Genomic DNA, 14,936 nt, shown 5'->3' on the forward strand with positions numbered 1-14,936 from the left:
TCGGCTGCTCAGCTATTCCGTTATGCAGAATAGGTGCCTGCAAAAAATTGACAGGGCGCGTCCTGCCATGGCATGCAGTTCCACCTCGCGCGCCTCGGCGACGCGGGCAAGATCAAGACGGTGCCGCTGCGGCGGGGCCGCTTCAGAGCACGACGCGGAGATCATCCGCGCATGGGTTGGATCCGCGTCCGGGGCACGCCGGACGGCAAGGGAGGACATTCATGATCCGCAAAGCCATTCAGTTCGGCAAAGCCATGACGGCGGCCGCCTTCGCGCTGACCCTGATGGGCGCGCCCGGAGCGCGGGCCGAGGACATTCTGATCGGCGCCCACATGCCCCTCACCGGCTCGCTCGCGCGCTCCGGCCAGGCCTTCGACGAAGGCATGAAGGTGGCGATCAAGATGTTCAACGAGACATCGCCCAAAGTGAAGATCAAGCTCCAGGTCATCGATGACGAGAGCACCCCCGCCAAGGCGGTCTCGGCGGTGGAGAAGCTGATCTCGGACGGCGCGGTGGCGGTGATCGGCGGCTATGGCTCCAACATCGTCGGCCCGGCCTCGGATGCCTCCAACAAGCTGAACACGGTCTATATCACCGCCGGCGCGGTGAGCGACGAACTGACAGCGCGCGGCCTGAAGACCTTCTTCCGCATCAACAACAACAATGGCTATCAGCGCGGTATCGGCACGCTGGTGGAAGGGCTGAAGCCGGCCTCGGTGTCGATCATCGTCTCCACCAAGGAGGCGCCCATGCTGCTGGCCAAGGGGCTGGAGAAGGACCTCGCCGCCAAGGGCATCAAGGTCACGCTGCATGAATTTGATCCGGCGATCACCGACTTCAAGCCGATCATCAACAAGGTGAAGCTGCAGGACAAGTCCGACATCCTGATCATGTCGGCCTATGAGAATGACTATGTGGGCATCATCCGCGCCGCCAAGGTGCTGAAGCCGCAGGTCAAGCTGGTGGTGGGCGCCTGGTCGCTGGCCACGCCGAAGATGTACAGCGAATTTCCCGACCTGATGAACAATGTGGTCGGCACCTCCTTCCTGCCGTTCCCGGTGGAAGTGAAGAGCGAGGAAGGCCGCCGCTTCGCCGAGGTCTATAAGCAGACCTATAATAAAGAGATCGAATATCTCTCCACCCTCAGCTTCGTGGAGACCACGGTGCTGTGCGAGGCCATCGCCCGCGCCGCCGAGGCCGGAACCCTGGCCAAGGGCGGCCTCGCCGACGAGATGCGCAAGACCGACCGCATGACCCTGCTGGGCCAGGTGGTGTTCGATGCCACCGGCGACAACCCGCGCTTCACTTTGTCCATGGGCCAGCATCAGGGGGGCAAGATCGTCCTGGTGTCGCCTGCGGCCTCGGCCACCGGCGCCATCGCCTATCCGGCTCTGCCCTGGTGATCTGTGTTGGGCGGCGGGCGCCTCGGGCCCCGCCGCCGGCCGATGCTCCACCCCTTGAGGTGACATGACTGATCTCATTCTTCAGGCGCTGTTCTCCGGCGTGCTCATCGGCAGCGTCTATGCGCTGGTGGCGCTGGGCCTCGCCCTCGCCTTCGGCGCCATGCGCATCATCAATCTGGCCCATGGCGAGCTGGTCTTGCTGGCGGCCTACATGGCCTATGTGGTCGAATCCCGCACCGGGCTCGATCCTTATATGGCGATCCCGCTGGCCCTGCTGGCGGTGTGCGCGCTCAGCGCCTTGCTGTTCCTGATGATCGACCGCATCCGCGAGCATCGCGAACTGAATTCCCTGATCCTCACCTTCGCGGTGGGCATCATCCTCACCAATGGCCTGCTGCTGCTGTTCGCCAGCGACATGCGCTCAACCACCTCGCCCATGCTCCAGGATGCCATCTCTTTCGGCAATGTGTACGCCATGAAGGGCGAGGTCATCGCCTTCGCCGTCAGCCTGGTGCTGATGACCATATTGTGGTGGTGGCTCAAGAAGAGCTGGTATGGCCGCGCGGTGCGGGCGGTGTCGTCCAATCGCGACGCCGCCATGCTCATGGGCATCAGCCCCGTCCGCACCGAATTGGTGGCCTTCCTGGCGGCGGGTGCGCTGGCGAGCTTCGCCGGCATCGCCCTCTATACCATGAGCGTGATCCAGCCGGCGGTGGGCCATGGGCTGACCGTCAAGGCCTTCATCGTCACCGTGCTGGCGGGGGTGGGCTCCATTCCCGGCGTGTTCCTGGCAGCCTTGCTGCTGGGCGTCACCGAGGCGCTCACCGTCACCTTGGCCAGCTCCGCTCTGCAGGAACTGGCGGGCATGGTGCTGTTCCTGCTGGTCCTGTTCCTCCTGCCGAACGGCCTGTTCGGCGCGCGCGCCCGGCGCGGCTGAAAGGCTGACCCATGGCTGCTTCCTCATCTTCCTCCCGCCCGCAGATGGGCCGCAACGCGGGGCTAGTGCTTGGCGTTCTGGTGCTGGCGGCGCTGCCGCTGGTGCTGGGAGCCAGCAATTATCTGCTGGGCCTGTTCATCTCCGCCTTGATCCTCGCCGGCATTTCGCTGGCCTGGGCGCTCCTGGGCAATCTGGGCGGCATGGTCTCGTTCGGCCATGCGGCCTTCTTCGGGGTCGGGGCCTATGCCTCGGCGCTGATTTCGGCGCGGCTCGGCGTGCCGGTGCTGCTCGCCATTCCGTTGGCGGGCCTGTGCGCGGCGCTCTGCTCGCTGGCCATGCTGCCGGCGCTGCGCCTGTCCGGCCCCTATTTCGCGCTGGCGATCCTCGCCTATGCGCAGATCTTCCGCATTCTCGCCACCGAGGCCACCTGGCTCACTGGCGGCGCGGCGGGCCTGCAGCGCTATCCCGGCCTGCCGACGATCTTCGGCTTTGACCTCTCCACCCGCACCGGCAGCTATGTGCTGCTCGTGCTCTTGGTGGCGCTGTGCGCCTTGGCCTATGTGGCCATCCGCCGGAGCCATGTGGGCACCGCCTTGCGCGCCATTGCCGAGAGCGAGGACGCCACCCGCGTGGTGGGCGTGAACAGCGTGATGCTCAAGGCCTGGATGCTGCTGCTGTCCGCCTTCATGACCGGCCTGTTCGGGGCGCTCAACGCCCATATCATCGGCTTTCTCGATCCCGATTATGCCTTCTCCGGCGTGTGGAGCGTGATGCCGATCATTGCCGCCATCTTCGGCGGTTACCGCACCATTCTCGGCCCGGTGGCCGGCGCCATCCTCATCTATATGTTCGATCAGGTGGTGGCCAAAAGCCTGATCGCGGTGGGGCACCAGATCCTGCTGGGCATCCTGCTGGCGGTGATGATCCTGGTGGCACCCAACGGCGTGCTGGGTCTGTTCAAGCGGGCCAAGGGAGGCAATCGCCATGCTGAGGCTTGATCAGGTCTCCGTCCGCTTCGGCGGCCTCATGGCGCTGAAAGATGTCTCCTTCGAGCTGAAGGGCGGGGAGATTCTCGGGCTGGTGGGGCCGAACGGGGCGGGCAAGACCACCTTGTTCAACGTCATCTCCGGCCTCACTCGCGCCCGTGGCCGCACCTTGTTCAACGACAAGGACATCTCCGCGCTGCCGCTGCATAAGCGAGCGCGGGTCGGCATCGGCCGCACGTTCCAGATCCCCCAGCCCATGAAGCACCTCACCGTGCGGGAAAACCTCACGGTGGCGCAGGTGTTCGGCGCGGGACGTAATGATCCGGCGCGCATCGACGAGATCCTGGATGTGATGCAATTGTCCGAGCAGGCGGATCGCGATGCCCAGAGCGGGCTGGCGTTGCAGGAGCTGAAGCGGTTGGAGATCGCCAAGGCGCTGGCCACGGAACCCAAGCTGCTGCTGCTGGACGAAGTGCTGGCGGGGCTGGAGAGCCAAGCCAAGCGCCAGTTCACCGGCAAGCTCAAGGAATTGCACGCCCGCTTCGGCCTCACCATCGTCATCGTCGAGCATGACATCGAGACCATCTCCGACCTGTGCTCGCGCGCGGTGGTGCTGAACTTCGGCCAGTTGATCGCCGACGGCACCCCCGCCGAGGTGTTTCGCAATCCGCTGGTGGTGGAAAGCTATACGGGGACGCCCCATGCTTGAGACACGCAATCTGCGCGCCGGATACGGCCACATCACCGTCCTGTGGGATGTGTCGCTGGCCTTCCGCGAAGGCGCGCTCACCGCCATCGTCGGGCCGAACGGCGCCGGCAAGACCACGCTGCTGCGGGCGCTCACCGGCCTCATCCCGCATCAGGGCGAGATCCTGCTGGGCGGCGCGCCGCTGGCGGGCAAGACCTGGGATCTGGCCGGGCAGGGCATCGTGCTGGTGCCGGAAGGCCGCATGGTGTTCCGCGACATGAGCGTGGAGGAAAACCTGTGCCTGGGCGCCTACCCCAAGCGCAGCCGGGGCGATCTCTCCGCCAGCCTGGAGCGGGTCTATGGCCTGTTCCCGCGCCTGAAGGAGCGCTACCGCCAGGCGGCGGGCTCGCTGTCCGGCGGCGAGGCGCAGATGGTGGCCATGGGCCGCGGCCTCATGTCCAAGCCGCGCATCCTGCTGATCGACGAGCCGTCCCTCGGCTTGGCGCCGGTGATCGTGCAGGAAGTGTTCGAGATCATCCGCCGGCTGAAGGCGGAAGGCACCACCATCGTGCTCATTGAGCAGAACACCAGCATCGCGCTGAGCGTCGCCGATGACGTGCATCTCTTGCGCGCCGGCAAGGTGCTGCTCAGCGAGCCGGCAGCGCAGGTCCAGATCGAGCGCCTGCACGATCTCTATTTCGCGCGGGAGGCCAAAACCGCATGAGCCCGCAGAAGATGAGCGATCGTCTGCCTCCCGCCTTGCGCGGCACGCTGGCCTTGCCGGTGATCGCCTCGCCCATGTTCATCGTCTCGGGGCCGGAGCTGGTGATCGCCCAGTGCCTGGCCGGCGTGGTCGGCTCGTTCCCGGCCCTGAATGCCCGTGCCCCCGATACGCTGGACGGCTGGCTCACCCGCATCAAGACTGAGCTGGCGCAGGCCAAGGCGGAAGATCCGGCGCGGATCATCGCGCCATTCGCGGTCAATCAGATCGTGCACGGTTCCAATGACCGGCTGGCGGAAGATGTGGCGGCCTGCGTCGCCCATGAGGTGCCGATCATCATCACCTCCTTGCGCGCCCCCGACGAGGTGGTGCGCCCGGTGCACAGCTATGGCGGCGTGGTGTTCCACGACGTCACCAATGTGCGCCATGCGGAAAAGGCGCTGGAAGCGGGCGTGGATGGCCTGATCCTGGTGTGTGCCGGTGCCGGCGGTCATGCGGGGGCGCTCAGCCCGTTCGCGCTGCTGGGGGAGGTGCGCCGCTTCTATGACGGGCCGGTGATCCTGTCCGGCTCCATCACCACGGGCCGCGCCATTCTCGCCGCCCAGGCGATGGGGGCGGATCTGGCCTATATGGGCACGAGATTCATCGCCACGGCGGAAGCCAATGCGGCGCCCGGCTACAAGACCATGATTACCCAGTCGGCGGCGGCGGACATTCTCTACACCCCGTTCTTCACCGGGGTTCCGGGCAATTATCTGAAAGCCAGCATCACCGCTTCCGGGCTGGATCCCGAGGCCTTGCCCCATGCGGACAAGAGCGCCATGAATTTCGGCAGCAGCCGGGTGAAGCCGTGGCGGGACGTGTGGGGCGCCGGGCAGGGCGTCGGCACCATCGCCGATGTGCCCACCACCGCCGATCTGGTGGCCCGGTTGCGGCACGAATATGCGCAGGCGCGCGCCGATATGATTGCGGCGTCCGCGCCGTTCGTCCCGGCCTGAGGGCCGGGCAGAGGAGGAAGCGGCATGAGCACGGAACCCACCGGCGACACCCTGATCATCGCCACGCCCCATGACGGCGTGCGGCTGCTGACCATCTCCCGTCCGGCGCGGCGCAATGCCCTGGACCGCGCCACCTATGGCGCGCTCGGCACGGCACTGGCCGCCGCCGATGCGGACCCTGCCGTGCGGGTGGTGGTGCTCACCGGCGCGGCGGGCTGCTTCACCAGCGGCAATGATCTGGCGGATTTCCAGGACAGCGGCGAGACCATCCAGGAGAGCGCCGGCCTCACCTTCCTCAAGGTGCTGTCCACCCTCTCCAAGCCGGTGATCGCGGCGGTGGAAGGCTTTGCGGTGGGCATCGGCACCACGCTGCTGCTGCATTGCGACCTGGCCTATGCGGGCGCGGGAGCGAAATTCCGCCTGCCGTTCGTCAATCTGGGCCTGTGCCCGGAAGGGGCGTCCAGCTATCTGCTGCCGCGGGTGGCCGGCGCCAAGCTCGCCGCCGAACTGCTGCTGCTGGGCGAGGGCTTCTCGGCCCACACCGCCCTGGACGCGGGCATCATCAATGCCGTTGCCCCGGAGGGCGGGGCGCTGGATCTGGCGCTGGCGAAGGCGCAGGCCCTCGCCGCTCTGCCGCCTTTGTCCATTGCCACCACCAAGCGTCTGCTCAAGGCCGGGGTGGCCGCCACGGTGGCGCAGACGCTGGAGACCGAGGCGCAGTCCTTCCACGCTCTGCGCCGTGGCCCCGAGGCGCAGGCGGCCTTCGCCGCCTTCTTCGCCCGATGACCGACGCCCCCAAATCCCTCGATCCGCTGCTGCCCGATGGCGCCGACGACATCGGCGGCCCCAAGGACGACCGCCATTTCGTCACCGCTCTGGCGCGCGGTCTGGACGTGCTGGCCTGCTTCGGTCGCGGCGGCACGTTCCTGGCCAATCACGACATTGCCGAGCGCTGCAAGCTGCCGCGCTCCACCGTGTCGCGTCTCACCTACACCCTGACCAAGCTGGGCTATCTCCATTATGTGGAGGAGGTGGGCAAGTATCGCCTCGGCACGGCGCTGATCGCGCTCAGCTCCATCGCCCTGGGCGGGCTGGATGTGCGCCAGATCGCCCGCCCGGCCTTGCGCGAACTGGCCACCTTGTCCAATGCCTCGGTGGGCCTGGGGGTGCGCGACCGCTTGAGCATGCGCTATGTGGAATGCCTGCGCGGGCCGGCGGCGATCTCGCTGAACATTGATGTGGGCTCGCGCCTGAACATCGCCCGCAGCGCCATGGGCCGTGCCTATGTGGCGGTGAGCAGCCCGCGCGAGCGTGCCGCCATCTATGAGGAGCTTCAGGCGCTCGATCCGCTGGCCTGGCCCAAGGTGCGCGACAGCCTCAACAAGGCGGTGGCGGAATATCAGGAGATCGGCTGCTGCACCTCGTTCGGCGAGTGGCAGGAGACGGTGAGCGCCATTGCGGTGGGCTTCCATCCCGGCGGCGGCCTGCCGCCCATGGCGGTGAATTGCGGCGCACCCACCGTCATCACCGATCCGCGCTTCCTGATGGACACGGTGCGCCCCCGCCTGATCGAAGTGGTGCGCAGCCTGGAAGGCGTCATGGGCGCGTGAGCGCTCCAAAGACGGGTGGAGGAAACCCCATGAGTGATGATCGTTCGCCCGCGCTGCCTTTGGCCGGGGTGCGGGTGCTGGACCTGTCCCGCATTCTGGCCGGCCCGTGGTGCGGCATGGTGCTGGGCGATCTCGGCGCCGATGTCATCAAGGTGGAGCATCCCGTCACCGGCGACGACACCCGCGACTGGGGCCTGCGCACCGGGGCCAGCAACACCGCCTATTTCGACAGCGTCAACCGCAACAAGCGCTCCATCGGCGTGGATCTCGCCACCCCCGAGGGGCTGGCCATCGTCCAGGCGCTGGCGCGGGACAGCGATGTGGTGATCCAGAATTTCAAGGCCGGCGGGGCCGATCGCTTGGGTCTGGGCTATGCCCAACTCAGCGCCGACAATCCGGGCCTGATCTATTGCTCCATCTCCGGCTATGCCCCCGATGGGCCGGAGGCGACCCGCCCCGGCTATGATCTGGTGGTGCAGGGCGAGAGCGGCCTGATGGCATTGAACGGCGAGGCCAGCCAGCCGCCGCTGAAGTTCGGCGTGGCGGCGGTGGATCTGTTCACCGGCCAATATGCCGCCCAGGCGGTGCTGGCGGCGCTGTTCGCCCGCGCGCGCACCGGCAAGGGCCGGCTGGTGGAACTGGCGCTGTATGATTGCGGCACCGCGCTCACCTCTTATTACGGACTGGAAGCCCTGGCGCAGAACCAGGATCCGCCGCGCTATGGCAATGCCCATCCCTCCATCGTGCCCTATGGGGTGTTCCAGGCCGCAGACGGGCCGCTGGTGATCACGGTGGGCAACAATGCCCAGTATCAGCGCTTCTGCGCCCAGGTGATCGGCCGGCCGGACCTCGCCGCCGACGACCGCTTCACCACCAATCTGCTGCGGGCGCGCCATCGCGCCGACCTCATCCCGCTCATCGATGCGGAACTGGCCCGCTTGCCGCGGGTCGAATTGCTGGCCCGGCTGCGGGCGGCGGGCATTCCCTGCGGCGAAGTGCTGGGCCTGCATGAGGCGCTGACCTCGGAGCGCGCCACCCAGGCGGGCGTGGTGGCCGGGGCGCAGGAGAGCGCCGACGGCCCCGCCCGCGTGCTGGCGCCGCCCTATCGGCTGGATGGGGCGCGGGTGCCGGTGCGCCGCATGCCGCCGGGGCTGGGCACCGCCGGTGCCGACATATTGGCGGAGCGGCTGGGCTATGACGCCGCGCAGCACGCGGCGTTGGCGGCCAAGGGCGTGGTGCGCTGAGCCCTTCGGGGCGTGAGGCGACCGACAACCGACTGGCACCGGCCCACCCGCCTGCGCCATGATCCGCACGCCCGAATCGCGCCGGACGCACAGAGCAAGAGGCCAGCCATGATCGCCCCCGAGGAGCACCCCGCCTTCCGCAAGGTGGCCCGGCGGCTCATTCCGCTGATGATGGTGCTCTATCTGGTCAGCTTTCTGGACCGGGTGAATGTGGGCTTTGCCGCCCTGACCATGAATGCGGATCTGGATTTCTCTCCCGCCGTCTATGGCTTTGGCGCCAGCATCTTTTTCCTGGGCTATTTCCTGTTCGAAGTGCCCAGCAACCTCATCATGGAGAAGGTGGGGGCGCGGCTGTGGATCTGCCGGATCATGGTCACCTGGGGCCTGCTCTCGGCCGCCACCGCCTTCGTCACCGGGCCGACCTCCTTCTATGTGGTGCGCTTCCTGCTCGGGGTGGCGGAGGCCGGCTTCCTGCCGGGCATGATCCTCTATCTGGGCTATTGGTTTCCCCTCGCCATTCGCGGTCGTACCATCGCTCTGTTCATGGCGGCGGTGCCCATCGCCAGTGCGGTGGGCGCGCCGCTGTCCGGCATGGTGTTGCAGACCCACGGCTTTCTGGGCCTCGCCGGCTGGCAGTGGCTGTTCCTGATCGAGGGCATCCCCGCCTGCCTGCTGGGCATCGTGGTGCTGATCTTCCTGCCCGATGGGCCGCAGCAGGCCCGCTGGCTCTCCGGCGCCGAGAAGCAGGCGATCGCGGCCCGGCTGGCGGCGGATGCGGCCACGGATGATGCCTCCACCCGCCATGCCATGGGCCCGGCGCTGCGCGACCCGCGGGTGATCGGCCTGGGGCTGATCTATTTCGGCCTGGTCATGGGGCTCTATGGGGTGGGGCTGTGGCTGCCGCAGATGGTGCAGGCGCGCGGCTATGCCCCCGGCGCCATCGGCTGGATCCTGGTGTTGCCTTATGCGTTGAGCGCCGTGGCCATGCTGGCCTGGGGCCGGCACAGCGACCGCACCGGCGAGCGGGTGTGGCATGTGGCGGGGCCGCTGCTGCTGGGCGGCGTCGGCCTCGTGGCCAGCATCCATGCGGGCTCCGACCTGCTGGCGCTGGGGGCGATCACGGTCGCCTCCATGGGCATCTATGCCACGCTCGGGCCGTTCTGGACCTTGCCGCCTCTGTTCCTGCGCGGCACGGCGGCGGCGGCGGGCATCGCTTTGATCAATGCCATCGGCAATCTGGGCGGGGTGGCGGGGCCTTATGTGGTGGGGCTGCTGCGCCAGGCTAGCGGCGGCTATGGCAGCGGGCTGGAAGTGCTGGCGCTGGCGCTGTTGCTGGCGGGCGTGCTCGCTCTGGCGCTGGGCCGGGTGCTGGTGCGCCGGCCGGACGGGCGCGCCGCCCAGGGCTGAGGGTGAAATTTTGCATCACTGGCGCGTGAGGCATGTAACGAACCGGGGCTGAGCATCGAAGTCCCCCTGTTGGAACGATTCCAGCTCGGGGTGCCGCAGATGAGTGACAGCCAGGGGTTTGCCCCGCCGAACCGGGAATTTTCCTGCGGCGTTGCGGTGATGGCCAAGGCGTCCGCCCCCGGACGCACCAAGACCCGCCTCGTTCCGCCCCTCACCGGAGCCGAGGCGGCAGAGGCCAACACCGCGTTCCTGAAAGACATCTTCGCCAATATCACGGATGCCGCCCGCCATGTGCCGCTCACCGGCCATGCGGCCTATGGCCCGCCGGGGTCGGGGGCATTCTTTGCCGACATTCTGCCGGGCATCGACCGGTTCGAGGCCTGGCTGCCGAATTTCGGCGATTGCCTGCGGCTGGCGCTGCAACGGCTGTTCGCCCAGGGCCATGGCGGCGCGGCGGTGCTCAACGCCGACAGCCCCACCTTGCCGCCGGCTTTGCTGGTGGAGATGGCCGCAGCGCTGATGTTGCCGGGCGACCGGGGCGTGCTGGGGCCGTCCACGGACGGGGGCTATTATCTGCTCGCCCTCAAGACCCCTCACGACCGACTGTTCGCGGACATCGCCTGGAGCACCGACCAGGTGGCGGCGCAGACCCTGGCGCGGGCGCGGGAGATCGGCCTGCCCATGCACATCCTGCCGCCTTGGTACGACGTGGATGACGCCGCCGCTTTGCGCACCCTCCATGGCGAGCTGATCGCCGGGGTGCCGTTCGGCGATGGCGCGCTGCCGCGCGGGGCCGCCCGGCACAGCACCCACTTCCTGACCCGGCTGCTGGATGAGGCCGACCTGGGGGAGCGCCTCCGCTTGCCCGCGCGTGCGCCGGACTACCGCCGCGCCTCCTGACGCCAGACCTTCCCGCTCTTGATCCAAGGTTCGCCGCATGAATGCTTTGACCCCGACCGTGGACCCCCGGCGCTATTTCGAGCAGGCCGCGCCCCAGCCCGCCGGCGTGCCCACCCGCAAGCCGGTATGCCTCTATCTGGAGACCACCAACCGCTGCAATCTGCTCTGCACCACCTGCCCGCGCACCTATGCGGAACTGGAGCCACCGGCGGACATGAGCTGGGAGCTGTTCACCTCCATCGTCGACCAGATCCCCGATCTGGAGCGGGCGGTGCTGCATGGGGTGGGCGAGCCCATGCTGGTGAAGGACCTGCCGCGCATGGTGCGCTATCTGAAGGACCGCGGCACCTATGTGCTGTTCAACACCAATGGCACGGTGCTGAATGACCGTAATGGTCGCGCGCTCATCGATGCGGGCCTGGATGAATTGCGAGTCTCGCTGGATGCGGCCAATGCCAAGTCCTACAAGGCGGTACGCGGCAAGGACTATTTCGGCCGCATCCTGAAGAATGTGCGCGCCTTCCGCGCCTTGCAGGAGCGCGAGGGCGCCACCAATCCCCGCGTCTCCGCCTGGCTCACCGGGCTGAAGGAGACGGTGGCGGAACTGCCCGCCTTCGTGCAGGTGGCTGCGGATATCGGCGTGAAGGAGGTCTATCTCCAGCGCCTGGTGTTCTTCGAGACCGACAGCATCGGCCTCGCCCGGCCCGACCAGGCGCTCTATGAGCAGATCAATGCGGACGAGGCCGTCCATATTGCCGAGGCCACCCGCATCGCCCACGAAAAGGGCATGATCTTCAGCGCCTCGGGCGCCGCCTCCGAGCCGGGCATGAGCCTGAAGCGGGCCGATGACGGCACCCCCTGGTCGCTGTGCCGGCGGCCCTGGACGGTGATGTATGTGACCGCCAACGGCCGGGCGCTGCCCTGCTGCATCGCGCCGTTTTCCCAGCGCGGCTATGAGAATTATACCCTCGGGGATGCCACCCAGCAGACCTTGCGGGAGATCTGGGACGGCCCGGCCTATCAGGATTTCCGCGAAGCGCTTCTCTCGCCCACGCCGCCTTCGGCCTGCGCCAGCTGCGGCCTGCGGTGGAGCCTGTGATGCGCCCGCGCGTTGCCCTCATCATCCCCACCCTCAATGAGGCGGAGTCCATCGGCGCCACCGTGGCGGAGGTGCCGCGCGTCCTGGTGGACCAGATCCTCATCGCCGACAGCGGCAGCACCGACGGCACCGCCGCCGCCGCCATCGCCGCCGGTGCGCAGGTGCTCAATGCCGGCCGCGGTTTCGGCCGCGCCTGCCTCGCCGCCGCCCGCGCCGCGGACGATGCGGACATCCTGCTGTTCATGGATGGCGACGGCGCTGACGATCCGGCCTTCATCCCCGACCTGCTGGCGCCGCTGCTCGCGGGGGAGGCGGATTTCGTCATCGCCTCGCGCACCCGGGGCCAGCGGGAGCCAGGCAGCATGGCCTGGCATCAGGTGCTGGCGGGGGAGATGGCGGGCCTCGGCATGCGCGCGCTCTATGGCGTGCATTTCACCGACATGTGCACCTTCCGCGCCATTCGCCGCGATCGCCTGCTGGCGCTCGGCATGGGCGAGATGACCTATGGCTGGAACATCGAGATGCAGATGCGCGTCGCCCGCGCCGGGCTGCGCATCCGCGAGGTGCCGGTGGCCTATCGCTGCCGCAGCGGCGGCACCTCCAAGGTGGCGGGAAACCTGTCCACCTCGCTGCGCGCCGGGATGCGCATCTGCGCCACGTTTTTGCGGGTGGCGCGCCAGCCCGTCCCGCCCGCCGCCGTTCCCGTTCCCGCCGCCAGCGAGATGTGAGAGCCCATCCGATGTTGCTGCACCCGCTTCCCGCCTTCGAGACCCAGGCCGCGTCCCCACGCGGCGACGCCAGCGCCCGCGTCCTGCCGCTGCTGGACCGCGCCGACCATCGCGCGCCCTCCGTCTTCCGCCCCGAGAACATGCTGCGCGAGGCGCGGCGCCAGAAGGGCCTTTCCGCCGGCAATGTGCCGCGCATCTGCATTCTCGATCCCGATGGCGACATGGTGGATTTCGTCCGCGCCCAGCGGCAGGCCACACGCTCCCCCCATTGGGCCTGCTACCACACCGACATGTGGGAGTGGGAGGAAGGGGGCCTCGCCTTCGGCATCGTCGGCTATGCGGTGGGCGCCTCGTTCGCGGTGCTGGTGGCCGAACAGGTGTTCGTCTCCGGCTGTGACCTCCTGGTGTCGGTGGCCTCCGCCGGGCAGATCGCGGAACAGGCGCCGGTCTCCTACCATGTGCTGATCGAGCGCTCATTGCGAGACGAGGGCACCAGCTATCATTATCTCCCGCCCAGCCCCTATGCGGAGGCGGACCCGGCGCTCCTGGCCCTGGCCCGCACCGCGTTCGCGGGCGCCGGCTGCCCGGTGCTGTCGGGCGCCACCTGGACCACGGATGCGCCGTTCCGCGAGACCGAGGCCGGCATCGCCACCCGCAAGGGCCAGGGCCTGCTGGCGGTGGAGATGGAGGCCGCCGCGCTCTACGCCTTTTCCGCCGCGCGCCATCGCCCGGTGCTGTGCCTCGCCCATGTGACCAACCAGATGGGCCAGGTGGAGGGGGATTTCGAGAAGGGCTGCCACAACGGCGCCAGCACCTCCATGGCCCTGGTGCGGGCCTTCGCCACCGCCTGGACGGCGCAGGCCGACGCCAGGATCGACCCACGCGGGGGCGCCCGCGCGACGACGCTGAAGATCGCCTGAGACCATCATCACCACAGTGGGGGGCACCCATGCTTGACCGGACACCCTATCGACCGCTGGACGCGGGCACCTTGGCCGAGCGCCTGGGGTCGCGGCCCGATCTCACCTTGCGCCTGGGCGAGCCGGAGGGCTGGCGGGTGCGCGAGGTGGGCGACGGCAATCTCAACCTGGTCTTCATCGTCGAGGGCGAGGAGGAGTCCGTGGTGGTGAAGCAGGCGCTGCCCTATGCGCGGGTGGTGGGCGAGAGCTGGCCCATGACGCTGGACCGCTCCTATTACGAATATCACGCGCTCACCCGCCTCGGCGCCCGCGATCCCGACCGGTTGCCGGAGGTGTTCGCCTTCGATGAAGTGCAGGCGCTGGTGGTGATGGAGCATCTCTCGCCCCATGTGATCGCCCGCAAGGCGCTGATCGCCGGGGAGAAAATGCCCCATATGGGCCGGCATCTGGGGCTCTATCTCGCCCGCACCCTGTTCCGCGGCTCGGACCTGGCCATGGACACCGCCCGGCGCAAGGCGGATCTGGCGCTGTTCGCCGGCAATGGCGAATTGTGCGGCATCACCGAGGATCTGGTGTTCACCGATCCGTTCATGATCAGCGAGCGCAACCGCCACACCCCGGGCCTGGAGGCGGACGCCGCCGCCGTGCGCGCCGATCGCGACCTGAAGCTGGCGGCCCATGAGCTGAAGCTCATCTTCGCCACCCGCGCCGAGAGCCTGCTGCATGGGGATCTGCACACCGGATCGGTGATGGTGACGCGGGATGATACCCGGGTGATCGACGCGGAATTTGCCGTCTATGGCCCCATGGGCTTCGATGTGGGGATGCTGCTGGGCAATCTGTGGCTGTCCGCCTTCGCCCAGGCGGGATTGGGGGAATGCCCGCAGGCCCGCGCGCCTTATGCCGCCTGGATCCTGGAGACGGCGCAGAGCGTGTGGCAGGTGTTCATGCAGGAGTTCTCCCTGCTCTGGCGCACCGAGCGCACCGGCATGCTGGGCGGTCGCGGCCTGTTCGAGGAGCAGGGGGACGAAATGGCATCCGAACTGGCGCTGGCCCGTCGCCTCACGGCGGTGTGGCAGGATGCGCTGGGCTTTGCCGGGCTGGAGATGCACCGCCGCATCCTTGGCCTCGCCCATATCGCCGAGTTCGAGCAGATTGCCGATGAGGCGGTGCGTGCGGCCTGCGAGCGCCGGGCGCTGCGGCTGGGGCGGGAACTGATGCTCCACCGCGCCGACGGCCTGACCATGGCGCAGGTCAATGGCATGGCGATGCTGCTCGCCGGTGGCCGGCCATGA

At 68.1% G+C, this 14,936-nt stretch carries 15 protein-coding genes; all 15 read left to right on the plus strand.

Features of this window, described 5'->3' with window-relative positions; genetic code table 11:
• Nucleotides 1–221: 221 nt before the first annotated feature.
• The 15 genes from AAG816_RS12015 (at nucleotide 222) to mtnK (ending at nucleotide 14,936) form a co-directional block, all read left to right on the plus strand.
• Entirely contained in the window at nucleotides 222–1,403 is a 1,182-nt protein-coding gene (locus tag AAG816_RS12015) for an ABC transporter substrate-binding protein (protein WP_341989864.1), read from the plus strand.
• 64 nt (nucleotides 1,404–1,467) lie between these two features.
• A complete protein-coding gene (locus AAG816_RS12020; protein ID WP_341989865.1) occupies nucleotides 1,468–2,340 on the plus strand; it encodes a branched-chain amino acid ABC transporter permease in 873 nt (290 codons plus the stop codon).
• Between the two features lie 11 nt (nucleotides 2,341–2,351).
• Complete coding sequence (locus tag AAG816_RS12025; RefSeq protein ID WP_341989866.1) at nucleotides 2,352–3,338, plus strand: branched-chain amino acid ABC transporter permease; 987 nt, start codon at nucleotides 2,352–2,354, stop codon at nucleotides 3,336–3,338.
• Nucleotides 3,325–4,035 carry an ABC transporter ATP-binding protein gene (locus AAG816_RS12030; protein ID WP_341989867.1) on the plus strand — a complete coding sequence of 237 codons (711 nt, stop codon included), beginning with the start codon at nucleotides 3,325–3,327 and terminating at the stop codon, nucleotides 4,033–4,035. Before AAG816_RS12025 ends, AAG816_RS12030 begins: the two co-directional genes overlap by 14 nt.
• The gene (locus AAG816_RS12035) at nucleotides 4,028–4,738 is read left to right on the plus strand and encodes an ABC transporter ATP-binding protein (protein ID WP_341989868.1); all 711 of its coding nucleotides are present in this window, start codon (nucleotides 4,028–4,030) and stop codon (nucleotides 4,736–4,738) included. Before AAG816_RS12030 ends, AAG816_RS12035 begins: the two co-directional genes overlap by 8 nt.
• On the plus strand, nucleotides 4,735–5,733 hold the full coding sequence (locus tag AAG816_RS12040; RefSeq protein WP_341989869.1) for a nitronate monooxygenase family protein: 999 nt from the start codon (nucleotides 4,735–4,737) through the stop codon (nucleotides 5,731–5,733). Before AAG816_RS12035 ends, AAG816_RS12040 begins: the two co-directional genes overlap by 4 nt.
• 24 nt (nucleotides 5,734–5,757) lie before the next feature.
• Nucleotides 5,758–6,519: an enoyl-CoA hydratase-related protein gene (locus tag AAG816_RS12045; RefSeq protein WP_341989870.1), complete on the plus strand. Its 762-nt coding sequence runs from the start codon at nucleotides 5,758–5,760 to the stop codon at nucleotides 6,517–6,519.
• Nucleotides 6,516–7,343 carry an IclR family transcriptional regulator gene (locus tag AAG816_RS12050; RefSeq protein WP_341989871.1) on the plus strand — a complete coding sequence of 276 codons (828 nt, stop codon included), beginning with the start codon at nucleotides 6,516–6,518 and terminating at the stop codon, nucleotides 7,341–7,343. The genes AAG816_RS12045 and AAG816_RS12050 overlap by 4 nt, the downstream gene beginning before the upstream one ends.
• A gap of 29 nt (nucleotides 7,344–7,372) precedes the next feature.
• Nucleotides 7,373–8,587, plus strand: a complete 1,215-nt coding sequence (locus tag AAG816_RS12055) for a CoA transferase (protein WP_341989872.1) — start codon at nucleotides 7,373–7,375, stop codon at nucleotides 8,585–8,587.
• 108 nt (nucleotides 8,588–8,695) lie between these two features.
• Nucleotides 8,696–9,994 carry an MFS transporter gene (locus tag AAG816_RS12060; protein WP_341989873.1) on the plus strand — a complete coding sequence of 433 codons (1,299 nt, stop codon included), beginning with the start codon at nucleotides 8,696–8,698 and terminating at the stop codon, nucleotides 9,992–9,994.
• A gap of 99 nt (nucleotides 9,995–10,093) precedes the next feature.
• A complete protein-coding gene (locus AAG816_RS12065) occupies nucleotides 10,094–10,894 on the plus strand; it encodes a TIGR04282 family arsenosugar biosynthesis glycosyltransferase (protein ID WP_341989874.1) in 801 nt (266 codons plus the stop codon).
• Between the two features lie 37 nt (nucleotides 10,895–10,931).
• On the plus strand, nucleotides 10,932–11,993 hold the full coding sequence (locus tag AAG816_RS12070; protein WP_341989875.1) for a radical SAM protein: 1,062 nt from the start codon (nucleotides 10,932–10,934) through the stop codon (nucleotides 11,991–11,993).
• Complete coding sequence (locus AAG816_RS12075) at nucleotides 11,993–12,721, plus strand: glycosyltransferase family 2 protein (RefSeq protein ID WP_341989876.1); 729 nt, start codon at nucleotides 11,993–11,995, stop codon at nucleotides 12,719–12,721. Before AAG816_RS12070 ends, AAG816_RS12075 begins: the two co-directional genes overlap by 1 nt.
• Nucleotides 12,722–12,732: 11 nt before the next feature.
• On the plus strand, nucleotides 12,733–13,641 hold the full coding sequence (locus AAG816_RS12080) for a nucleoside phosphorylase (RefSeq protein WP_341989877.1): 909 nt from the start codon (nucleotides 12,733–12,735) through the stop codon (nucleotides 13,639–13,641).
• A 29-nt stretch (nucleotides 13,642–13,670) separates the two neighbouring features.
• Nucleotides 13,671–14,936 carry an S-methyl-5-thioribose kinase gene (gene mtnK / locus AAG816_RS12085; RefSeq protein WP_341989878.1) on the plus strand — a complete coding sequence of 422 codons (1,266 nt, stop codon included), beginning with the start codon at nucleotides 13,671–13,673 and terminating at the stop codon, nucleotides 14,934–14,936.

Source organism: Azorhizobium sp. AG788 (assembly GCF_943371865.1).
GTDB lineage: Bacteria > Pseudomonadota > Alphaproteobacteria > Rhizobiales > Xanthobacteraceae > Azorhizobium.